The organism is Streptacidiphilus pinicola, from assembly GCF_003258295.1.
Taxonomy (GTDB): domain Bacteria; phylum Actinomycetota; class Actinomycetes; order Streptomycetales; family Streptomycetaceae; genus Streptacidiphilus; species Streptacidiphilus pinicola.
The window spans coordinates 18,747-40,853 of the sequence record NZ_QKYN01000028.1; the positions used below are offsets into that span (position 1 = coordinate 18,747).

Consider the following 22,107-nt stretch of genomic DNA (forward strand, 5'->3'; position numbering starts at 1 on the left):
CGTAGACGGTCTCCGGCCGCGCCCGGCCGACTTCCGTGACGCTCAGCACGTTGATGAGCTTCTCGAGTTGCTTGGTGACCTGGTCCAGCGCCGAGTCGTCCTCGTCGACCACCAGGGTGACCCGGGAGAAGCCGCCTACCTCGGCGGGGGCGACGGCGAGGGAGTCGATGTTGAAGCCGCGCCGGCTGAAGAGGGCGGTGATCCGGGTGAGCGCGCTGGGCTTGTCCTCGACGAGGACCGACAACGTGTGCTTGCTCATGAGTCGTAGCTCTCCCACCTCGGAGTCATGTCCCGGGCGATCTTGATGTCGTCATTGCTGGTCCCGGAGGGGACGAAGGGCCAGACCATGGCGTCCTCGTGAACCACGAAGTCGACGACCACCGGCACGTCGTTGATCTCCATGGCCTTGGCGATCGTGCTGTCCACGTCCTCGGGCCGAGAGCACCGCAGACCGACGCAGCCGTAGGCGTCCGCGAGCTTCACGAAGTCGGGGACGCGCTGGGCCGTCTGCAGATCGCTGTTGGAGTACCGCTCGTCGTAGAAGAGCCGCTGCCACTGGCGGATCATGCCGAGTTTGCCGTTGTTGATGACCGCGATCTTGATCGGCACACCCTCGATCGCGCAGGTGGCCAGCTCCTGATTGGTCATCTGGAAGCAGCCGTCCCCGTCGATCGCCCAGACCGTCGTGTCCGGCCGCCCCATCTTGGCGCCCATCGCGGCGGGCACGGAGAAGCCCATCGTGCCCAGACCGCCGGAGGTGATGAAGGCACCGGGCTTCTCGTGACCGATGAACTGGGACGCCCACATCTGGTGCTGCCCGACGCCGGCCACGTAGAGGGCGTCCGGTCCGGCGATGGCGCTGAGCCGCTCCAGGACGTACTGCGGAGCCAGCGAGCCGTCCGCGAAGTCCTCGTACCCCAGCGGGTAGGTCTCCTTCAGCCGGTCGAGCTGCGCGCGCCACTTGACGTAGTCACCCGGGCGGTCGATCGCGTCGACGAGGGCGCCGATGACCTCCTTGCAGTCACCCACGATCGGCACGTCCGCGACCCGGTTCTTGGAGATCTCCGCCGGGTCGATGTCCGCGTGGATGACCTTGGCCCGCGGGGCGAACGACGACAGCTGCCCGGTGACCCGGTCGTCGAAGCGCACACCCAGGGCGACGAGCAGGTCGGCCTGCTGCAGCGCGCCCACCGCGGAGACGCTGCCGTGCATGCCGGGCATCCCCATGTGGAGCGGGTGGCTGTCGGGGAAGGTGCCCCTGGCCATCAGCGTGGTGACGACCGGAATACCGGTCAGCTCGGCCAGGCGGAGCAGCTCCGCCGAGGCGCCGGCCTTGTGCACGCCGCCGCCGACGTACAGCACCGGGCACTCCGCCTCGGAGATCAGCTTGGCCGCCTCCTGGATCTGCTTGGCGTGCGGCCGGGTGACCGGCCGGTAGCCCGGCAGCTGCGGCGTCGGATCCCAGTGGAACTCGGTACGGGCCTGCAACGCGTCCTTGGTGATGTCCACCAGGACCGGGCCGGGGCGGCCGGTGGAGGCGAGGTGGAAGGCCTCCGCGATGGTGCGCGGGATGTCGCCGGCGTCGGTCACCAGGAAGTTGTGCTTGGTGATCGGCAGGGTGATGCCGCAGATGTCGGCTTCCTGGAAGGCGTCCGTACCGATCAGGCCGCTGGGCACCTGACCGGTGATGGCGACCATCGGGATGGAGTCCATGTACGCGTCGGCGATCGGGGTGACCAGATTGGTGGCGCCCGGGCCCGAGGTGGCCATGCAGACGCCGACCTTGCCGGTGGCCTGGGCGTACCCTTCCGCGGCGTGTCCGGCGCCCTGCTCGTGCCGCACCAGTACGTGGCGGACCTTGGTCGCGTCGTAGAGCGGATCGTAGGCGGGCAGGATCGCGCCGCCCGGGAATCCGAACACGGTATCGACTCCGACGTTCTCCAGGGCCCTGACCAGAGCTTGGGCACCTGTCATCTGTTCGGTCATCTGCTCGTTCCTGTTGGCGTGGTTCACAAGACGAATTCGAATGGCAGCGCGCGCAGAACTCGGCAGTTCGCGGAAGGTATGTCCGGGAAGTACTACGAGGTGGCGCGCTGCGAGCGGTGTCGGGTGACGACCACGCGCACGGCGGCTCCGAGGGATCAGCACTCTCGTCGGAGCAGAGCGAGCCGTTCGTGACGGCTCAAGCAGGATCCCGCGGCAGACCACGGGAACGCGTGGCCCCAGCTTATCCCAACTCGCAGGAAAACGGGGCCAGATGGAGCGGAATGATCGAGTCCATCGACCCAGGTGAGCGGGGCCGATGGACTCCTGACGATCAGTATCGGGTGGGCGTCACGCCGCCGTGGCGAGACGCCGCGGCACCAGCTCCGTCAGATAGTGAAGGCCCGCCAGCAACGGGAAGGCAATACCGCACCAGGCGATACCCATCCAACCGTAGGTCGCGTACACCCAACTGGCCACGGCCGACCCGACCGCGCCGCCACAGAAGAAGATCGCCATGTAAAGGCCGTTCAGTCGACTGCGAATCTCCGCGCCCAGCGAGAAGATCGCGCGCTGCCCCAGCACCAGGTTGCACGAGACCCCGACGTCGAGCAGCAGCGCCGCGACGAACAGGGTCGCGACAACATGTCCGCCGCTTGCGAACACCAGGAGGAAACAGGCCACGACGGCCACGATCGCGGCGCCCGTCGCGGGCTTCGTCAGACCACGGTCGGCCATCCGGCCGGCAACCGGCGCCACGAACGCGCCCAGCACCGCCGCCAGGGCGAACAGGGCGATGCCGCCCTGGCCCAGTCCGCACGCCGGGCTCGCCAGGATCAGCGGCACAGCGGTCCAGAACAGACTGAACGCCCCGAACAGCATGGCGTGGTAGAACGCCCGTCGCCGCAGGATCGGCGTGCGGACGAGCAGTTCACCCATCGACCGCAACAACACCGGGTAGGGGACGGACGCGCTCGGCTTCCGCTCCGGAAGGACCAGGCGCAAGGTCACGGCGAGCACCAGCATCAGTCCGGCGGAGATGCCGAATATCGCACGCCAGCCGAGCAGATCGGTCGTGATGCTGGCCACCGGCCGCGCCAGCATGATGCCCATCAGCAACCCGCTCATGACGTTGCCGACGACCCGTCCACGGCTCTCGTCCGGGGCGAGATGGGCCGCGAAGGGCACCAGCATCTGCACCACGACCGAACTCAGACCGATGACCAGCGACGTGGCAAGGAACAGGACGGCGTTCGAGGCGACTGACGCGCTCAGCAGCGCCGCCATGCACGCCACCAGCGTGACCATGATGAGACGACGGTTCTCGAAGATGTCGCCCAACGGAACCAGCACGACCAGGCCGACGCCGTAGCCGATCTGCGTCAGGGTCACCACGAGACTGGAGGCATGCGCGTTCAGGCCCACAGCTGGGCCGATCAGACCCACCAGGGGCTGCGCGTAGTAGATGTTGGCTGCGACCGCGCCGCATGCCAGGGCGATCAAGAAGGTCAGTCCGCGTGAAATGCTCAGCTGCACCGTCTTGCGCGGCGCTGTCACAGTTTCCATGACTCTCTCGGCAAAGTAGAACTAGACGTTTACACGGCACATGCTTGGATGACCGCGAATTCCGGACGGGCAGACAGCACCTGAGGCGCCGAAAAGCCTGCCGCACCCAGCAGCCGCTCGAAGTCGTCGAGCGTGCGCTCGCGCCCTCCGTGCAACAGCAGCATCTGCAGGTCCAGCACCAGATCGAGCGGATCACACTCCTGCGGCGCCTCCTGCAGCACGCGGTCCACGACAACGAGCCGCGCGCCGGGGTCCATCGCCCTGCGGCAGTTGCGCAGAATGGTCTCCGCCGGCTCGTCCGGCCAGTCGTGGAGAATCCACGACAGGATGTACAGGTCTCCCCCGGTCGGCACCGCGTCGAAGAAACTACCCGCGCGTACGCTCAGTCGCTCGTTCCCGGACGCCCCGGGCCCGGCCGAAATCACGCTGGCCTGGTCGTACACGAGGGCCTGCACGTCCGGATTGCGTTCGAGGATCGTCCGCGCCAGGCTGCCGGTTCCTCCGCCGACGTCGATCACGCGCTGGCCCGGGGCCACGGTGAGCACATCGGCGATCGCCGCGTAGCGACCGGGATAGCCGCTCGCCATGTACCGCTGGTAGAGCGCTTCCTCCTCAGGGCTTCCGTTCATGTAGGAGAAGAAGTCCTGGCCGTTGACGTGCGTGAACGCTTCCTCGCCGGTGTCGACGGAATGGCTCAGCGCCCCCCAGGACCGCCAGATGCCCGGCATCGCCCAGAAGCGTGCCGCCGCCTGGAGGGAGGGGCCGGTCGTGGTCCGCAACAGTCGCGAGGATGCGTTGTGGCGAATACTGCCGTCCGCGTCGACCTCGAAGATGCCGAAGGACGAGAGCGCTCGGGCAAGCCGGGTCAGGACGTCCGCGTGGACCTTCAAGTGCTCGGACAGTGAGGTCAGCGAGGTTCCCTCGCCGTCCACCGCGTCGGGCAGCCCGACTTCGCAGGCCGCGGCGATCATCTGGGTGACCGCCATGCCGCGGATGAGCTCCTGCATCCTGCGGATGCCGGCCGCCGATGCCTCGGTCTCGGCATCCTCGTGGGTGAAGGGCTCGGCCTGGAAAGACGTCTGGATGGTCATTGGCAGCTCTCCTACTCGCTCATCGCCATGTCCGGAAGAGCTGCCGAGACCTGCTCCTCCAGACCCAGCCCGAGAATCTCCAAAAGGACTGCGCGCAGCGAGTCCACCGCCGCCACGGAATCCGCGGCGCGCCAGGCGACAAACGCGTCCGGCCGCACCAGCAGACAGCCGTCCTCGGGTACTTCCGAGACGTCCGCCCAATCACCGTAGAGATCCTGCACGGCATGGCCGGGACCGATGACATGCGCAGCGATCTCGATGCCCAACTCCTGCGCAACGTGCTCGGCGGCCTCCAGCCACGCCTGTCCGTTCAGCCCCGTCAGCAGGGCGAACCTTCCCTTGCCCACCACGTCCAGGCTGGAGACCTGCCGGCCCTGCCGGTCGAGCCATGCGTGCGGCAGGCGCGCGCCGGGCCGGCTGGACGCCTGGTAGTACAGCTCGGGATCGCGCAGCCATGCGGGCTCCGGAGTGCCGTCCGGGCAGACGGCGCCGGACTCATAACGCTGATTCAGTTCGACGCCCTGCGTCGCGAACTCGTAGGACTTGAGCTCGATGGCCTCACGCAACATCTTGCGCTTCGTGGCGCCCGCCGCGGAGGCCTCCTTGAGGACGGACATGTTGGCAAGCATCTGGTCCGCATCCAGGTCCGCGTCCAGCCCGAGCGCGGAGAAGATGCCTCCGAACTGCTCGATGCTCTTGTTGGCACGTTCCACGATCTGCCGGCCGATCGGCGCGCGCTCCTGGTCGTAGGTCTCCAGCAGCCGGTCCGAGGCCTGCCCCTTCAGGACCATCGCCAGTTTCCACGTCAGGTTGTAGGCGTCCTGGATCGACGTGTTCGAGCCCAGGCCGTTGGACGGCGGATGACGGTGCACCGCGTCGCCCATACAGAAGACCCGCCCCTGGGAGAAGCGAGTGGCGTACATCTGGTTCACGGTCCACGTCGAGACCGAGCGAATGGTGATGTCCGCCGAAGCGTCGCCGATCAGTTGCCGGGCGATGCCGACCGCGTCGATCTCGGAGACATCGGGCTCGCCCGCCCCCATGTCGTAGCCCCAGACGATCTGCCACTCGTTCCACGGGCGCACCATGCGGAGCAGGCCCATGCCGATGCCCCCGACATTGGCGCCCGGCTGCATGATCCACCAGAGATAGCCGGGACGGTGTGCCACGAGGTGGGAGAGATCCGCCTGCAGAATGATGCTGATACTGCCGGCGAGCCCCATGTGGCCCTCCATGGGCAGGCCGAGCTGCTCCGCCACGAGACTGTTGCCGCCGTCGGCCCCGATCAGGTACTTGGCCCGGATCTGGTAGACCTCGCCCTTCAGCCTGTCCAGGACGTGAGCGGTGACACCGTGCTCGTCCTGCTCGAACCGCAGGAACTCCGTGTCGAACCGCACGTGACTGCCACGCTCAGCGGCATTGGACAGCAGGATGGGCTCCAGCAGGTTCTGCGGCAGGTCGCAGTGCTCCGCGGGGCTGGCCGACGCGTAGTCGCTCTGCCGTTGCGGCCTGTTGGCGCCGTAGGGCAGCCGACCCAGCTCCTCGCCCACCAGGCTGGTGCAGAAGACGACGTTGCCCATGACCTCCTTGGGCGAGGCCTTGGCGCGGATCTCGTCGGCCACGCCCAGGTCCCGGAAGACCTCCATCGTGCGCTGGTTCTTGTAGTGCGCGCGCGGGCTGTTGGCGAGCCAGCGATGCTTCGTGATCACGATGTTGTCGATGCCGTACGTGCTCAGCATCAGCGCAGCGGATGACCCCGCCGGACCGCTCCCGACGACCAGGACGTCAGTGTCGTACACGTGGAATGTCTCCTGAATTCATGTTCGAGCGTTTCATGCAACGGTGAGGGTTCTGGGCCGGCCCGGCGCCGGATCAATGCGCATCGCGTCGTAGCTGAAGACCCAGGACGGGTCCTCGGCATCCTTGAGCCACGAGTTCTCGGCGGACACCGCCTGGACCCGGGCGGTGCGCTGCTTGCGACTCTCGGCGTAACGCCAGAAGGCTTCCTCGATCTCGTCCTCGGCTGCCAGGCAGCGCAGCAGCAGCGCGCCGTCCTCGATGGCCATGGCCGCGCCCTGGGCCATGTGCGGCCTCATGGGATGGCAGGCGTCGCCCAGGAGCGCGATGCGCCCCCGGCCCCACTGCTGCAGCGGCGGGCGCTCGAAGAGCGGCCACTTGGTCAGGGACTGACTCGCGTTCAGGAGGCCGAGAACCTCCTCGCACGAGTCGGCGAAGGCGTCCAGCATCTCGTCCCTGTCGCCGTCGACCCAGGACTGCGGATGCGTCCACGCCTCGGCCGGCGCGCCGGCGACGAAGTAGTAGTCATCGGTCCGGGAGTCGGTCGAGTAGCCGATGACAAACCTGTCGTCGGCCCACCACTTGGTGATGCACTGCCGGTCGACCGCGACTCGGCCGCTCGCGGGCAGCACCGCCCGGTACGCGATCTGGCCCGAAAAGCTGGGGCGTTCGGCGCCGTGCATCACTTCGCGGACCTGAGACCCCAGACCGTCGGCACCGATGACGCAGGGGGCTTCGGCGGTGCTTCCGTCGGCGAAGCGCAGCTGCACCGCGCCACCGCGGTCGTCGAGCCCGACCAGTCGCTTGCTGTACCGCACGGTGCCCGGACGCAGGGCGTTGATCAGTTCTCGATGGAGAACGCCGCGGCCGACGGTGAGATAGGGAGCTCCGTACCTCTCCTCCGCCCGCTCACCGAGCGACAGCGCGCACCGGACGGAATTCGACGCCAGGTCCCGGCTGGTGAACGATGCGGGCAGGCGTCCGGACGCGACCAGTGCGTCAGCGATCCCGATGTGGGCCAGGATGCGCATCACATTGGGCGTCAGATGGATCCCGGCACCGGCGGGGTCGAACCTCGGCGTCTGTTCGAAAACCGCCACGGAGTAACCGGCCTGCTGCAGCAGCACGGCCGTCGCGGCTCCGCCCAGTCCGCCGCCGACAATGGCTATGGAATTCACTGGCCGTGCGCCTCGATCTCGTCGTGCATCAGCTTCAGCAGCGCCCCGCGCCTGTCGCTCGGCAACCAGTCGGGCCTGTCCTCCACGACGGTCTGGACGAAGTCCCAGAAGTCCGCGCTCTGGTTGATCCCGTAGTCGCGAGCCATCGAGACAAGGCGGATACGGGACAGGAACTCCGGCTCCTCGACGTCCTCCTTGCTGGTCACGACCTTGCCCGCGTTCATGAAGTACGGGAGGATCGAGCTCTCCGGCGTGTCCGGCGTCCAGACCAGCCACATCTCCTGGTTGACGCTGGAGGTGTTGACGAAGGCATGCGTGTAGTTGCGCGGAACGTAGAGCAGCTCCTTCGGGCGCATCGGCAGCATGGTGAGCGTTTCCTTGGGGGCACCGTCGCCCGGCGTCACGTCCAGGTCGGGGAACTCGTTGGGCCCCATGAAGATGCTGAATCCGCCGTTCGGCGCATAGAACCACTCGTCGGTACGGTGGTGGATGTGCGGCGGCGGGCCGACGTGCGGCGGCACGGTCAGCTTGGAGAACAGGTACTTGCCGCCGTTGCTTTCGCCGGTCTGCAAGAAGTTGAAGACCTCGCCCGCCGGGCCGAGCACCAACGGCTTCTCCGGGCCCGGCTTGACCTCCGGGAAGTCGAATACCTCGTATTCGAATTCTGCGCTCAACGAACTTCCATTCTGCTCAGGAGGCCGGCATCCACATGCCGGTGGGGCATCAGGGGCTTGCGATCAACGACCTGGTGGTCAGGTCCATCGCCGCCGATGTGACGTCGCGCAACGCGGCCATGCCCTGTCGCGCCAGCGGCGCCGGAGGCCGCAGCTTGTAATGATCATTGAATATCTCGAGGGAGATCGGTCCGGCGTAGCCGTTGGCCAGGACGGGCGCCAGGAACGCGGCGACGTCGAAATCCCCCTCGCCCGGAAGGCAGCGGTGATGCCGACTCCAGGACTTCACGTCCAGATCCATCCAGGGGGCGTCCGACACCTGTATCAGCGCGATGCGGTCGACGGGCACCTCGGCCAGGTCCTCGAACGGGTCGTTCAGGGCAAAGGTGTGGAAGCTGTCCAGCACCAGACCGATATTGTCGGCACCGGAACGCTCGATCATTCGCCACGCCTGACGGAACGTATTGACGCGCAGTCCCCAGGACAGCGCCTCGTAACCGATCGAAAACCCTCTGGCTGCGGCCCGTTCGCCCAGGAGCGCCAGGTCGTCGGCGACGGCGTTGTCGTCGAGGTCCGGAACGTCGCTGACGTTGCTGCACACGAGCAGCGTGCGCGTCCCCAACTGCTCCATGCCGTCGAAGATTCGCTCGACCCGCTCCAGCTTGGGCAGGAGCTGGTCCCTGGGGCCGCCTTCGAAGTCTCGAAGCGGCTGGTAATTCAGGATTTCCAGGCCGAGGTCCGCCGCCATGCCCCGGGCGGCAGGCGCCGACGTTCCCTGCAGGTCCCATTCCATCAATTCGAAGCCAGGGAAGCCGGCCGCGGCGATGGCTTCCATCTTGCCTCGCAGGGCGCCACCCAAGGTGACCGTAGCAATACCGTAGTCCACTTCGTGTCCCCCTCGATGACGGAATGGCACGTCACAGTGCAGATCGCCAACGCTAGAAGAGGGATCAGCCCTTCAGCAATGCCGTTATGCCGAAGGAGACATCAGGATGTCTCCAAAGTCCCATGCCTGCCCCCGTGACGCCACGCCCAGAAACGTCGCACACGTGCGGTCCGCGCGGCGTCGGCGTCGTAGCGAACCCGGGCCGGGTTGTGTGTCTTTAGTTGCAGACGGGGTACATTCCCGCTCGATCGCCGCTGGAGTGCTTGTATCCTCCTTCCCGTGGCTGAGTTCATTGGCGCCCCGTGGTCGGTTATCGGCGACCCTTCAGGGCGCACGAAGTTGCGCAGACTTGCGCGGGCGGCGTGGCTGTGCCTGATGGAAGCTCGGCCGGTCGTTCAGGTGGTTTTCGTCCTGAGGTACGTGGTCGGCGTGGGACTGGCCATCGACCAACCCGTGAACTTACTTCACGTGGCACTCGGGGCGCTGGCATGGTGGTGTGCGATCGTCTTCGCCTACCTGATCAACGGTGTCATGGATGTGGAGGAGGACCGCCACAACGGTTCGCGCCGTCCCATTGCCCGCGGGGACCTCGCATTGCCGACCGCCGGCGTCTTCACCGCCGCCCTGGCCCTGGCAGCACTCGGTATTGCCTGGTGCGTCCCGGGACTTGTCGGATGGGTGGCTGTCTTCCTGGCCCTCGGTTGGGCTTATTCGGCATCGCCGTTCGCGGCCAAGCGGCACAGTACGTCCTGCGCGATCGTCGTGTTCGGCCTTGGCTGGACGTCCTATGCGGCGGGAGTGACGGCTGCCGGCGGCGACATGGGAAGCGCCGTGCCGGTGGTGTTCGCGAGCGTCATGGCCGCGTGGATGGCGCTGGTCGGCGCGGTGGTCAAGGATCTGGGGGACGCCGAGGGAGACGCGGCGGCGGGGCGACGCACCTTCGCGGCGACGAGGGGGCCACAAGCCGCCACCCGGCTCGCTCTGCTCGGCGCGGTACTGGTCGGCGGCGGAGCTCCGGTCGCCGCGGCGATCTGGGCGCCCGAAGCAGTCCCCGGTGCCGCCGTGCTGACGGTGGGTGCGGCCTGGGTCACCGTGGAGTGCCGACGTCTGCGCCGGTCGAAGCAAGGAGATCGAGGTGCCCGCCGCAGCGCCTACCGAGCCTTCATGCTCACTCAGTACGCGGCCAATGCCGTGATGCTCGTGGTGCTGGCCACACACTGATCAGGATGCGGCTGCCTTCCGCACCGCGTCCATACGGGAGGAGGCACCGAGCTTTCCGAAGATGTTGGAGAGATGGCGTTTGACCGTACCCTCGCTGATTCCCAGCTGCTGGGCGATCTGACGGTTGGTCATGGCACGGGAGACCGCGTCGATGACCTCGCGCTCCCGCGCGGTCAACTCGTCGCGCTGCGGCCCGCCCTCTTCGGTTGCCGGCGAAGGGCCGGGCTCTCGGCGAGTGACGGGTTGGGCTCCTTGGCGTTCGACGGCGAGGATGCGACTTCTGGTCTCGTCGTAGCCGAGCGTCCCCGCATAGAGACGCTCGCTCGTCGCTCTTCGAAAGGCCGAGTTGACCGTCTGCCAGACCAGCATCCGTTGCGCGGGCGCTTCACATGTCGCGGCAGCGTGCACGGCTGGTTGAAGGGACGACCAGAGGACCTCGACAGCACGGATGGACTCGGCCGCGGGTATGCCCTGCAGGGCCCGATGAGCCCCCAGCAGTCGGGTGTATCCGTCCGATTCCGTTGCCTGCGCGGACGTGTCGCCCTCCAGGCTGGTGATGCACTCCCGGATGATCGTCACCGCCTGACGACGACACTGGTCCCATGCCGCTGGATGCAGGACGAGCAGGCTGTTGAGGCGAAGGAGTCCCATGCGATAGGACTCGACGATGCCTGGCAGCGCCGCGTGCAAGCTCTGGGCAGCCAGCGGATGTGACATGAATCCCCCGTATTCATATCCCTGGGGGCCTGACCAGGCACAGCGCCGTTAGACCCCCCCGACGACGGTGTGCCTCGCAATGTAGATCAACCAGTCGTTGGTGGACAGGCCTGTCCCGCCATGTGGGCGCCTCGGCCGCGGTCCTTCAGCCGTCGGCCCGGTCAGGGCGCCTCGGTCAGCAGGGGCTCGCACCGCAGCAGTGCCAGCGCGGAACGGCCGTCGGTGATACGCCCGTCGCGGGCCATGGCCATCGCCTCGGCCACCGGGACCAGCTCGGTCCTGATGAGCTCGGTGGCGCCGGGGCGCGGGACATGCGCGAGCCGGACGCCACGGGCCAGGAACACGTGGCACCGGGAGGTGGAGATCGGCACGCTGTCGTAGAACCAGCCGACCTCCCGCACCTCCTCCGCCTCGCCCCCGGTCTCCTCGCGCAGCTCCCGCACGGCCAGGCTCGCCAGGTCGCCGTCGTGGTCGAACAGCCCGCCCGCCGGGACCTCCCGGACCCAGTCGTCGACGGTGTAGCGGTACTGCCGGATCAGGACGACCTCGCCCTCCGCGGTGACGGGGACGACGTAGACCGCTCCCGCGTTCTCGAGCACGGTGATCGTCCGCTCCCGGTCCTCGGCGATCCGGAGGCGGTCCTTGCGGATGTGTCCCAGGCGGTAGGTGAAGGGGATCTGCCGATCCACCAGCTCCCACCCGGTGGCCGGGTCAGGCTGCTGCACGCGGTGCCTCCGCGAGGACGCGGGTGACGACGGCCAGGCCCTCGTCCAGTTCCTCGGCCGTGATGTTCAGGGCCGGGGAGAACCGCAGCACCTGGTGGCCCACCCGCGCCAGTAGGACGCCCTGCTCGCGCAGGCCCGTCAGGAGCGCGGCGACGTCGACGTCGTCCGCCAGCACGAGACCCTGCAGCAGCCCCTTGCCGCGCGAGGCCGTGGCCGGCAGGGCGGGGTCCGCGACCATGGCGGCGAGGGCGGTGGCCAGTGCCTCGCCCCGGCTGGTGGCGTTGGCCAGGAGGTCCTCGTCCTCGAAGACGTCCAGGACCGCCAGCGCCGCGGCGCAGGCGACCGGGTTGCCGCCGAAGGTGCTGGCGTGGGTGCCGGGGGGGAGCGCCCCGGCGAGGTGCTCGCGGACGGCGACCGCGCCCATCGGAAAGCCCGCGGCGATCCCCTTGGCCAGGGAGCAGGCGTCCGGGACGACGCCGCTGTGTTCGTGGGAGAGGAAGGCGCCGGTGCGCCCGTAGCCGGTCTGGACCTCGTCGAAGAAGAGCAGGGCGCCGGTCCGCTCGCAGATCTCGCGCAGTCCGCGCAGGTAGTCCTCGCGCGCGGGGATCACGCCGGCCTCGGCCTGGATCGTCTCGACGATCACGGCGGCGGTGGTCTCGGTGACGGCCTCCTCCATGGCGCGGAGGTCGTTGTACGGCACGTGGTCCACGCCGCCCAGCAGCGGGCCCATGCCGGTCTTGTAGAGGTCGCGTCCGGTCAGCGTCAGCGCGCCCATGGTGCGGCCGTGGAAGCCGCCGGTGGTCGCGACGATGCGGACCCGCTCGGTGGCGCCGTGCCGGAAGTGGTGACGGCGTGCCAGCTTGATGAGCGTCTCGTTGGCCTCCGCGCCACTGTTGCACAGGTACACGCGGTCGAACGCGGTCCGGGCGATCAGCTCCTGGGTGAAGCGGATGGACGGCTCGTTGTGGAACAGGTTCGAGGTGTGCAGCACTCGCCCCGCCTGCTCGGCGATGGCGGCGGTCACCCTCGGGTGGGCGTGGCCGACCGCGGTGACCGCGTTGCCCGCGGTCAGGTCGAGGTAGCTGCGGCCGTCCGTGTCCCGCAGGTGCCGGCCCGACCCGGTCAGGGCGACGAGCGGGGCCGGGCGGTAGTTGCCCAACCCCCCGTGCTCGGCTGCTTCGAGGAGTTCGTGGGTCGAAGACATGGCTGTGTTCCTTGTTCCTTTGCCGTGGGGACCGTCAGCGAGCGGCCTGGGTGGCGACGCGGAACGCGCGCAGCGTGCTCGCGGCGTTCTCCAGGGCGTCGGTGGCGTCGTCACCGGTGACGACGGTGAAGCCGAGGCCCTGGCCCCCCGCCTCGTCGACGTGCGCGAGGTGGTGGCCGGGGTTCTTCCACACCTGCGCCTCACCGACGTTGGGCAGGGCCAGCAGCTCGTCGGCGGTGGTGATGTCGCTGATCACGCCACTGTCCGCGCTGAACAGCAGGTCGCCCGCCGCGGTGCGCCGGTGGGTGGGGTCCGGGCGGTAGCCGGCGTCGAGTTCGGCGCGCACCCAGGTGTAGGGCAGGCTCACGCCGAAGGCCTGGCGGTACAGCGGGAAGATGTAGCCGCCGCCCATCCGGGCGCCCGTCTCGCCGAACACCAACTCGCCGTCGGGGCAGACGAAGAACTCGGTGTGCGCGATGCCGGTCCGTAGGCCGAGGCCGGTCACCACCGCGCGGGTCGCGGCGGCCAGACGCTGTTCGAGTGCGCTGTCCTGGGTGCCGGTGACGACGCTGCCGATGGAGCGGTGCCGGAAGTGGTCCAGCAGGGTCACGGCGTAGGCGGACACGGCCTCGAAGACGACCTGACCGTCGCGCAGCACGGTGTCGATGTGGAACTGACGTCCCTCGACGAACTCCTCCGCCCGCAGGTCGTGCCGCTCCTGATGGATCGTCGGCCACAGCGCGCGCAGCTGATCCACGTCCTCGACCTTGTGGGTCCCGCCGCAGGAGATGCCGTTGTGGGGCTTGACCACGATCGGGTAGCCGACGGTCCCCGCGAAGGCCTCGAGCGTGCCGAGGGTGTGCGGCACGCAGGACCGGGGGACGCGGAAGCCCAGTTCCCGGGCTCGGGCCACCATGGCGTTCTTGTCCCGGAAGTGGATGGCCGTCTCCAGGCCAGTGCCGGGGACGCCGTGGTGTTCGCGGAGCCGCGCGGCGGCGATGACGTCGTCCTCGGTGGTGGAGATGATCCGGACCACCCGGTGCCGCTCGATCGCGCGGGCCACGGCCTGCCGCATCGCCTCCTCGCGTCCGGGACCGGTCGGGTAGGGCTCGAAGAAGTCCAGCTGCTCCGCGCCCAGGTCGGTGCCCTCGGGGGCGACGCAGACCGACAGGTGGCCGCAGTCGGCGATGGCCCGGACGAAGTCGCGGAAGATCTCCCGGTGCAGGGGCTTGCTCTCCCGGTAGAGGAAGACGACGGCGGGCTGCTGGCTCATCGGGGCTCCTTGCTGAGGGCGGCGACGGTGGGAAGGGTGGCGAGTCGCGCGGCGACGGCGGCGGCGACCAGCTGGTTGCCGGCGTCGCTCGCGTGCGGACCGAGGCGGCCGCCCGCGTACAGCCGAGCCGGATCGGGGTGGGTGCGGAAGGTCTCGGTCACGTCCACCACCGGCAGGACCTCCTCGAGGGAGGCGAAGAAGCGTGCCCGGGTCCGCGCGGTGCGGTCGTTCCGCAGGTCGCCCGGCTGCGGCAGGATCACCAGCAGCGGTTGCGCACCGGCGTCACGGCAGGTGTCGGCGAAGCGGACGACCAGGGCGCGCAGCAGGTCGGTGGCGCCGCTGTCGTGGTAGAGCCGGTTGCTGGCGCGGTTGTTCTCCGTGAGCACGGTGGCGAAGGCGCGGCGGAACGCCGTCTCCGGGCGGCGCATCGCACGGAAGACGGTCAGCTCGGCCAGGATCGGCAGGATGCGCCGGGCCCGGGCCAGCAGCCGCGGCGTGTACGGAAAGGCGAGCAGGTCGCGGCGGAACTTGGCGCGGTAGAAGGGGTCGAGGGCCTGGACCGCGGGCAGTTGCGCCTGGTATCCGCGGTAGCCCTCGGGGGAGGTCACCGCTGGCGGGTGGTGCCGCAGGCCGCTGCCGTCGCGTTCGAGGGTGAAGCGCGGCTTGAAGGCCAGGGTGTTGCCGTACTCGAAGTAGTGCTTCCACGCGGAGTGGACGCGCGCCATGGTCTCCGGCACCACGCCCATGATCACGGTCCGGCACCCCAGTCGGGGCAGCTCGCGTTCGAGGCGCAGCAGTGCCTGGTCGAGTCCGTAGCCGCCGACGCCGTAGTTGGCCGTGACCTCCCCGGTGAGCCGGGTCAGGTGGTGGGGCCAGGTGTGGTCGTCGTCGACTAGGCGGCAGAAGGTGAACGAGTCGCCGAAGCAGGCGACGGTGGCGGGGGTGTCCTCGTGGCCGGGGTTGGCGCGGCGGGCCAGCGCGTCCGTGCGGAAGGTGACGTCGCCGTCGTCGGTGTGCTCAGTCGCGTGCTCGCCCGGCCGGCGGCACCAGCCGAGGTCGGGGTCGAAGGAGCGGTCCCGGTGCGCCGCGACGACCGCCTCGTCGATGACGGGGGCGCTGTCGGCCGGGGTGATCAGCCAGGGGAAGAACGGACGATGCCAGCGCACCAGGGCGAAGGCCAGCGCCTCCAGCGCCAGCCAGGCCCCGACAACCGCGCCGATGACGGAGAGCCAGATCATCGGCGGCCGAACTCGTGCAGCTGGGCGACGATCAGGTCGGCCAGGTGGTCGGCGTCACCGGCCGCGCCGGAGGAGTCCAGCACCAGGTCCGGGTGGGCGGGGCGGGGGAACGGGATGTCGACGCCCACCACGTTCTCCGTCTCCCCGCGCAGGGCCGCGGCGTAGAGGCCCTTGGTGTCCCGCTCGCGGAGGGTGTCGAGCGGCACGTCCAGGAAGACCTCGTAGTAGGAGGAGAAGTGCTCCCGGTTCCACGCCTGCCACTCGGGGAAGATCGACAGCACCGCCGCCACCACGTCCAGGCCCTGACGGTCCAGCATGGCGCAGAGGTGGGAGATGCGGTGGGCGTTGAGCGCGCGGCCCGGCACGCTGTGCCCGGGGGCGTCGCCCCACACCTCCCGCAGGATGTCGCCGTCGAGGTACACCGTCTGGGGGCGCTGCTCCTTCAGGCGGGAGGCCACCCGGGTGCCGATGGTGGTCTTGCCTGCGCCGGACATGCCGATGAGCCACGTGATCACGAGTTGTCGTCCCTGACGTTGTAGTCGTTGAGTGCGGCCAGCGCGGTCGCGCTGTAGACCTCGAGGTCGCCGGGGGTGTCGACCTCGCCCCACGGGCCGGTGCGCGCCACGCAGTCGACGGTGACCCCGCGCGCGACCAGCGCGCCCAGCAGCGAGGTCATGTCGAGGGCGTCGCGCTGCCCGTCACCGAGGCCGTCCAGGTGCTCCTCGACCTGCGCCCAGGACGAGGGGGTGAAGCGCAGCAGCCCCATGTACTGCCCCTGGACGTCACCGGTGTCGGTGGGGGTGCGGCCGATCTCCAGCAGCGAGTTCCCGGCGTCGAGCCGGAAGGTCTCGCAGTCGTCGAGCGGATCGGCGAAGCGCGCCCGCCAGAGCTCCAGCCAGCCCGGGTCGTAGGCGATGGCCAGGTTCTCCCCCGGCGCGTGGAACAGGGCGGCGGCGGTGGAGGCGGAGTAGAAGATGTCGCCGTAGGCGACCAGGCACGGCCGGGTGGAGAGCCAGGGCCGGGCGGCGGTCAGCGAGACCACCATGTTGGTCTGCTGCCAGCGCGGGGCGTGGAAGGTGGTGGGGACGTGCGCGGCGATCTGCTCGGCCTGATAGCCGGTGACGGCGGCGATCCCGGTGACCCCGGCATCGCCCAGCGCGGCGAGCTGGTGCTGCAACAGGCTCCGGCCGTGCAGGTCCACCAGGCACTTCGGACGGGTGTCGGTGTGCGCGCCGAGCCGGCTTCCGCGGCCGGCGGCGAGGATCACGGCGTGCATCAGGCGGCTCCGAAGTGGCGTCGAAACAGGTCGAGGTCGGCATGCTCGAACGGGGTGAGCCGCTCGGGGTGCCACATGATGCCCAGCAACGGGTGGGTCCGATGCCGTACGCCCTTGACCACGCCGTCGCCGGCCGTGGCCCACACGTCCAGCGGCGGGCGGGTCTCGGTCGTGCCCCAGCGGTGATAGCTGTTGGCCGGGCGCTCCACACCGTCGGCGTGGATCACCTGCCGTTCCCTGACGTGCCCGGAGACCTGCGTCAACGGGACGTGGAAATGGTGCTGCAGGAGCTGCATGCCCCGGCAGACCCCCAGCAACGGCAGGCCGCGCTGGAGGCTGTGACGGATCAGCAGCGTCTCGGTGGCGTCGCGCTCGGGTGCCCGGCCGCCGTAGGCGACCAGGTCGTTGCCGCCGGTCAGGATCACCCCGGCCGTCTCCGGCAGACGGTCGAGCAACTGCTCGGCGACGCGCGGGTCGTTGGGCACCGGAACCGGAACCAGGCCGACGCGGTGCAGGAAGCGGTGCCAGCGCTGGTCCAGCACGTCGCTGCGCGTCGCGTGGGATCCCACCGTGTCCACGTTCTGCGTGACCAGGACGGGGATCACCGGATCACGTCCGCCCTGCGGTTCGCGCAGTCCAGCCGGACCAGCGAGGCGCGCTGCAGGCGCTGGAACAGGCCCTCGCCCGCGCCGATGACGGCCGGCACGTCGAACTGATGGGCGCGGATGGCCATATGGGAGTTGGCGCCACCGTACTGGGTGACGAACCCGGCGATGCGGTGCGAGAAGATCCAGTCGAAGCCCGGGTCACCGCTGGGCAGCAGCAGGATCTTGCCCTCCAGCGAGGTCGCGCCCTCGGCCGCCTCCACCGGTCCGGTCACCGTCTTGTGCGTGATGTAGTTCGGCTCCGACGGCGGGTAGTGGAAGGCCAGCAGTTCACCCGGCTCGGTGATCAGCGGGGGGAACATCAGCTGCTGCGTCTGCCGGTAGGCCGCCTGCCCGGACGCCGCCGCGGCGGCCACCACCGACTGCGGGACCCCGGCCCCCTGGTAGAGCTCCTCGAGGACGCGGATGTCCAGGTAGGAGCACTCGTCCACGTCCAGGCCCGCCTTGGCGCCCAGCGCCTGGACGCGGGTGAGCACCTCACTGAGGTGGCGGGTGAACAGGAACTTGGAGTTCTCGCGTGCGGCGATGTTGGTGGTGATGAAGTCCACCAGGTCCTCGGCCCCGACCTGCAGGCCGTGCGCCCTGATCAGCTCCTCGACGGCGCGCAGCTGACCCGCGTCGGCCCGGAACGGGGCCCCGGGCTCGCCCGGGTGGGCGCCACGCGTCTGCGGCCAGTCGAAGTACAGCTCGGGGGCCTCGTCGTAGCGCGGGGAGCGGATGTCGTAGGTACCGGGCCGCAGGTGCCCGTAGACACGCAGGAACTCGCCCGGCTCCAGCCGGTTCTGGTCGTGCGCCATGCGGTTGGTGACGGTGTCGAGCCCCGCCATCAGCTGGTCCACGTCACGCTCGGAGAACACGCCCGCGGCCACCAGCGACCGCAGCAGCTCCACGGCGATGAATCCCAGGCGCGCGAAGCCGGCGAAGGCCGGCGTGCCCAGCCGCCCGCAGTCCTCCAGCAGCCACCGCGCCTCGGCCACCGGCTCCACGCCGGCGCTCTTGACGACGTCCCAGCGTCGCTCCAACTCCGCCAGCGCGTCCTGGTCCTGACGGCGCGCCGGATGCCGCGGGTCCAGCAGGGCGTTGGTCAGCCGCCGCAGCGAGTCGACCAGCGCCTGCCGCTCGTCGGCGCCGAAGCGCTCGCCCAGCCGCTCGCGCACCTGGTCGGGGGTGCTGAAGGTGTAACAGGAGTGCACGACCGCGAACTCGACCTTGTCGTGCAGCGCCGGGTTCTCGGCCAGCCGGTCGAGGTAGAAGTCCACCAGGCGGCCCGCGAGGTGCTCGGGCAGGTCGGCGGGGACCAGGGAGTTGAAGCTGGCCCGCACGTCGATGTAGGGCAGGCCCATGAAGTCGACCATCAGCGGGCAGCCGCGCACGTCGCGGTAGCCGTAGCGGTGTCGCTGGTCCGCCCACACCTGGTCGGTGATCAGACGACGGTAGAGGCTCAGGGCCAGCGGTCGCGGCCGCACCCCGATGATCTCCGCCGGGTTCCAGTCCGGCATTACCCCGTAGACCGCACGGCCGCCCAGCAGCGTCGGATGGGCCACCGCACCGGCCACCTTGTCGTAGCAGGCCTGCAGCGCGTGCTGCAGTTCCTGCGCCTGACCGGCCTCCAGGGGCGCCACGGGCAGGGGGCGCACCTGCAGCAGGTGCAGCGTTCCGTCGTGATCGAAGGCGAACTCGATGTCCAGACAGTCGTGACCGGTGACCGCCTCGATCTCGCGCGCCAGCACCGCGAGGCGCTCCAGCCGCGCGTCGGCGAGCGGCCGGCGGCTCTCCTTCCACCCGTAGAAGGTGGTGGTGGGGACGGCGGAACCGCTGGTCACGGCCGCGGAGTCGCCGCTCTCCTCGTAGTTGATCACCAGATAGGGCGCGCGGGTGTTCGGGTCGCAGGTGAACATCACCCCGCTGAGCCGCACCGGCTCCACCTGCGGCTGCACCAGCACCTGGTGCGCGCCGAGGTCGTCCACCGGCTCGGACCGACCGTACGAGTCGATGACCTCGTCGACCGCCCGCGCCAGCGCGGCGCGTCCGCGCACCCCGCTGATCGAGTCGTAGCGACCCGCCTGCCCGTGGTCCGGGTCGTCCTCGTGCAGGGTGCTGCTGCGCACGATGAGCGGGGCGTCCGCCCACGCCGCCGCCAACAGCTCGTCCAGCACCTGCTCGCGTTCCTGCCGCCAGCGCCGGACCTGGAAGTAGCGCAGCGGCGGAACCTGGGCCTCGGTGATCAGCGGCCCGAGACGGTCCAGGGTCTCCGCCTTGGTGCCGAAGCGCCAGCCCTCGCAGCCGGCTTCCGGCTGCCCCCCGGTGATCAGGCCCGCGGTCACGGCGCGCCCTTGGTGCCGATGAAGACGAACACGTTGCAGAAGTCCTGCGGGCGACGGCGCATCAGGAAGCCGTCGACGGCCCGCCCGAAGCGGTTGAGGCGGTAGCCGCCCGCGCGCCGCACGCTCTCCGCGGAGGTCGCGATGCGACGGTCGCGCAGCCACGGCACCCGGTACAGGATCGACATGTTGCGGGCGTAGTGCACGTCGGTGACGTTCAGGCCGTGCGTGGCCAGCAGCGCGGCGAACTCGTCCCGGCCCACCAGCCACTTGTGGAAGTGCATCGGCCCGGAGCGGTGGCGGTTGCGCCAGCGCCAGTAGCGCTCGTTGAGGCGCATCTCGATGTTGTCGGGGCGCATGGTGATGCAGAACCGTCCGCCCGGGGCGATGACGCGCGCCGACTCGGCCAGCGCCTGCTCCAGCTCGTTCTCGATGTTGTGATAGAGCCCGAACGCCATCAGCACGTCGACCGCGCCGTCCTCGAGCTTGATGTCGGTGGCGTCGCCGACCGCCACGTCCAGCTCCGGATCGTCCTCGCGCATCCGGTCCACCGCGACGGGGCTGCGCTCGATGCCGGTGATCTTCCAGCCGTTGCGGTGGTAGTGCTTGACCACCCGGCCCAGCCCGCAGCCCAGCTCCAGCGCGCTGCTGTCCGGGTCGGTCATCACCATCTGGGCGTACTTGACGGGGTAGATGTCCAGACTGTCGAAGGCGGCGGCGTCGGAGCCCGCTTCCTCCCAACGCCGGTCCCAGTAGCGTTCGTTGGTCTCAGCGCGCCGCAGGGCCTTGCGCATGGTCTCCCTCGTTCGGTGATGATGGCGTGGACGGATCGAAGATGGTTCGGCGGCTGCCGCCGGTGACGCCTGCCGGTGCCCGGCAGGCGTCCGGATACGAGCTGCGGGGTCAGTCGTCCTCCGGCACGCGCAGCCAGGCGCGCGCCAGCAGCCGGGACCGCTCGTCCTCCGGGAAGTCCACGAACGCGGTGCGGTTGTGGGCCACGGTGCAGTTGTTGAAGAAGATGAACTCGCCGGCGGCCAGGTCGACGCCCAGCACGTGCTCCTCGTCGCCGAGCACCGCGTCGAGCCGGTCGAAGGCCGCCACGTCGGCGTCGGTGAGGCTCCGTCCGGCCTTGGCGTAGCCGGTCTCGATCCAGTGGCGCATGTAGCGCAGCGTCGGACCGTTCGAGAACTGGCCCCAGGAGTAGATGGGGAAGGTGTTGTCGAAGATGTCCGTCTCCTCGTCACCAGGGGTGACGGTGTTGCGGAAGTGGTCCTTGAACAGCGCCGGGAGGTGCTCGGGGCTGCTCGCCGCGATCTCCTGGTAGGCACGGCAGGCGCTCACCAGCAGGCTGCGGCCGCCGTCCATCGCCGGGCGCAGGCAGAGCAGCCCGAAGACGTTGGGGAAGGTGCGCAGCGAGGTGCTGTCCGTGTGGTACGGGGCCTCCACGCGCGTCTTGGACACCGACACGTCCACGCTGCGGAAGTCGTAGCCACGGTCCTTGACGTCGTGGAGACGACCGTAGGTCGTCATCATCTCGCCCATGTGCAGCGAGACCAGCACGTAGAAAAGGCGCTGCTCCATCTCGCTGAAGCCACCGTGACCGAGGCCGACGACGTGCGCGAAGCCGAAGCGGCCCAGCACCTGACGGCGCACCAGGGCGGCGCAGTCGGCGAGCGCCGGCAGGGCGTGGTCGCCCGACTCGATCCCGTCGAGCAGCTCCTGGGTCACCTCGAGCCCCGACACCAGGGTCTTGAATTCCTGCAGGACATCCGCGGTGACTTCCACCCGCCAGGACGTGTCGACTTCCGCGTCGGCACGCGTCCAGGAAAGTTCGGCGATCCTTTCGGCACCCTCACGGAAAACGTCTGCACGAGCGTCGATGGACATGGAGATATAGCCCCGTTCAAGAAAGGGAAAAAGGATGCGGCACGTATTCGTTGGGCGGCGATCGAGGCTTCGATCCAGCAGGCACAACGAGGCCCTCACTTGGGCGGACGGCAGCTTAGGCATGTACGTAACTACATGTCAAACACAGTTTCCACCCAAGACTTTGGCACTTCATACAGAGTCTATCTGGATGCATACCATCATCACCGGCGAAACGGACATCCCACCGCCAAGCTGTCCCAAAGCACCTGGATCGCCCACTCGCCCCGAAAGGCGCCCGGCGGAACGGTGAATTCCGGCCGCACTGGGACCAAAAGCACCGACACACGATCGTGATATGGTCTGACCTGCTCGCGACAGAACCCTGGAATCGCAGACAGAACCAGCTCTCCGTCTATTCGAATG

General features: G+C 69.1%; 19 protein-coding genes and 1 pseudogene. 1 reads left to right on the plus strand and 19 read right to left on the minus strand.

The genetic code is table 11. From position 1 onward, the window contains the following. Window positions 1–28: 28 nt before the first annotated feature. From ilvN to DN069_RS06840, 8 genes and pseudogenes are all read right to left on the minus strand, one after another. Window positions 29–259: pseudogene (gene ilvN / locus DN069_RS06805) on the minus strand (acetolactate synthase small subunit); the annotation flags it as partial. After that, window positions 256–2,028 (minus strand): acetolactate synthase large subunit, encoded by a 1,773-nt coding sequence (locus DN069_RS06810; RefSeq protein WP_279387879.1) that lies wholly within the window; start codon window positions 2,026–2,028, stop codon window positions 256–258. The pseudogene ilvN and the gene DN069_RS06810, both read right to left, overlap by 4 nt. A 306-nt stretch (window positions 2,029–2,334) precedes the next feature. After that, the gene (locus DN069_RS06815; protein WP_111499933.1) at window positions 2,335–3,549 is read right to left on the minus strand and encodes an MFS transporter; all 1,215 of its coding nucleotides are present in this window, start codon (window positions 3,547–3,549) and stop codon (window positions 2,335–2,337) included. A 29-nt stretch (window positions 3,550–3,578) separates the two neighbouring features. Further along, complete coding sequence (locus tag DN069_RS06820) at window positions 3,579–4,640, minus strand: methyltransferase (RefSeq protein WP_111499934.1); 1,062 nt, start codon at window positions 4,638–4,640, stop codon at window positions 3,579–3,581. An 11-nt stretch (window positions 4,641–4,651) separates the two neighbouring features. Then, a complete protein-coding gene (locus DN069_RS06825) occupies window positions 4,652–6,439 on the minus strand; it encodes an FAD-dependent oxidoreductase (protein WP_111499935.1) in 1,788 nt (595 codons plus the stop codon). 33 nt (window positions 6,440–6,472) lie between these two features. Then, window positions 6,473–7,615 (minus strand): FAD-dependent monooxygenase, encoded by a 1,143-nt coding sequence (locus DN069_RS06830; protein ID WP_111499936.1) that lies wholly within the window; start codon window positions 7,613–7,615, stop codon window positions 6,473–6,475. After that, a complete protein-coding gene (locus tag DN069_RS06835) occupies window positions 7,612–8,289 on the minus strand; it encodes a cupin domain-containing protein (RefSeq protein WP_111499937.1) in 678 nt (225 codons plus the stop codon). The genes DN069_RS06830 and DN069_RS06835 overlap by 4 nt, the downstream gene beginning before the upstream one ends. Before the next feature lie 49 nt (window positions 8,290–8,338). After that, window positions 8,339–9,175: a sugar phosphate isomerase/epimerase family protein gene (locus DN069_RS06840; RefSeq protein WP_111499938.1), complete on the minus strand. Its 837-nt coding sequence runs from the start codon at window positions 9,173–9,175 to the stop codon at window positions 8,339–8,341. A gap of 279 nt (window positions 9,176–9,454) precedes the next feature. On the opposite strand from DN069_RS06840, the gene DN069_RS06845 reads away from it, so the two are divergent. Next, complete coding sequence (locus tag DN069_RS06845; protein WP_111499939.1) at window positions 9,455–10,396, plus strand: UbiA prenyltransferase family protein; 942 nt, start codon at window positions 9,455–9,457, stop codon at window positions 10,394–10,396. On the opposite strand, the gene DN069_RS41360 is transcribed toward DN069_RS06845, so the two are convergent. From DN069_RS41360 to DN069_RS06895, 11 genes are all read right to left on the minus strand, one after another. Further along, window positions 10,397–11,113: a helix-turn-helix transcriptional regulator gene (locus DN069_RS41360; protein WP_243638963.1), complete on the minus strand. Its 717-nt coding sequence runs from the start codon at window positions 11,111–11,113 to the stop codon at window positions 10,397–10,399. A gap of 161 nt (window positions 11,114–11,274) precedes the next feature. Beyond that, entirely contained in the window at window positions 11,275–11,838 is a 564-nt protein-coding gene (locus DN069_RS06855) for an NUDIX domain-containing protein (protein ID WP_111499940.1), read from the minus strand. Then, a complete protein-coding gene (locus tag DN069_RS06860; RefSeq protein ID WP_111499941.1) occupies window positions 11,825–13,042 on the minus strand; it encodes an aspartate aminotransferase family protein in 1,218 nt (405 codons plus the stop codon). Before DN069_RS06860 ends, DN069_RS06855 begins: the two co-directional genes overlap by 14 nt. Before the next feature lie 34 nt (window positions 13,043–13,076). Further along, window positions 13,077–14,315, minus strand: a complete 1,239-nt coding sequence (locus DN069_RS06865) for an ATP-grasp domain-containing protein (RefSeq protein ID WP_111499942.1) — start codon at window positions 14,313–14,315, stop codon at window positions 13,077–13,079. Beyond that, a complete protein-coding gene (locus tag DN069_RS06870; protein ID WP_111499943.1) occupies window positions 14,312–15,553 on the minus strand; it encodes an SGNH/GDSL hydrolase family protein in 1,242 nt (413 codons plus the stop codon). Before DN069_RS06870 ends, DN069_RS06865 begins: the two co-directional genes overlap by 4 nt. Next, entirely contained in the window at window positions 15,550–16,068 is a 519-nt protein-coding gene (locus DN069_RS06875; protein WP_111499944.1) for an adenylyl-sulfate kinase, read from the minus strand. Before DN069_RS06875 ends, DN069_RS06870 begins: the two co-directional genes overlap by 4 nt. Further along, window positions 16,065–16,829 (minus strand): phosphocholine cytidylyltransferase family protein, encoded by a 765-nt coding sequence (locus DN069_RS06880; protein WP_111499945.1) that lies wholly within the window; start codon window positions 16,827–16,829, stop codon window positions 16,065–16,067. The genes DN069_RS06875 and DN069_RS06880 overlap by 4 nt, the downstream gene beginning before the upstream one ends. Continuing rightward, a complete protein-coding gene (locus tag DN069_RS06885) occupies window positions 16,829–17,434 on the minus strand; it encodes a gamma-glutamyl-gamma-aminobutyrate hydrolase family protein (protein WP_165845395.1) in 606 nt (201 codons plus the stop codon). Before DN069_RS06885 ends, DN069_RS06880 begins: the two co-directional genes overlap by 1 nt. Next, complete coding sequence (locus DN069_RS06890) at window positions 17,431–19,818, minus strand: PEP/pyruvate-binding domain-containing protein (RefSeq protein ID WP_165845396.1); 2,388 nt, start codon at window positions 19,816–19,818, stop codon at window positions 17,431–17,433. Before DN069_RS06890 ends, DN069_RS06885 begins: the two co-directional genes overlap by 4 nt. Continuing rightward, window positions 19,815–20,609 carry a class I SAM-dependent methyltransferase gene (locus DN069_RS39885; RefSeq protein WP_165845397.1) on the minus strand — a complete coding sequence of 265 codons (795 nt, stop codon included), beginning with the start codon at window positions 20,607–20,609 and terminating at the stop codon, window positions 19,815–19,817. Before DN069_RS39885 ends, DN069_RS06890 begins: the two co-directional genes overlap by 4 nt. A gap of 109 nt (window positions 20,610–20,718) precedes the next feature. Continuing rightward, entirely contained in the window at window positions 20,719–21,600 is an 882-nt protein-coding gene (locus DN069_RS06895; protein ID WP_165845398.1) for a TauD/TfdA family dioxygenase, read from the minus strand. Window positions 21,601–22,107: the final 507 nt, after the last annotated feature.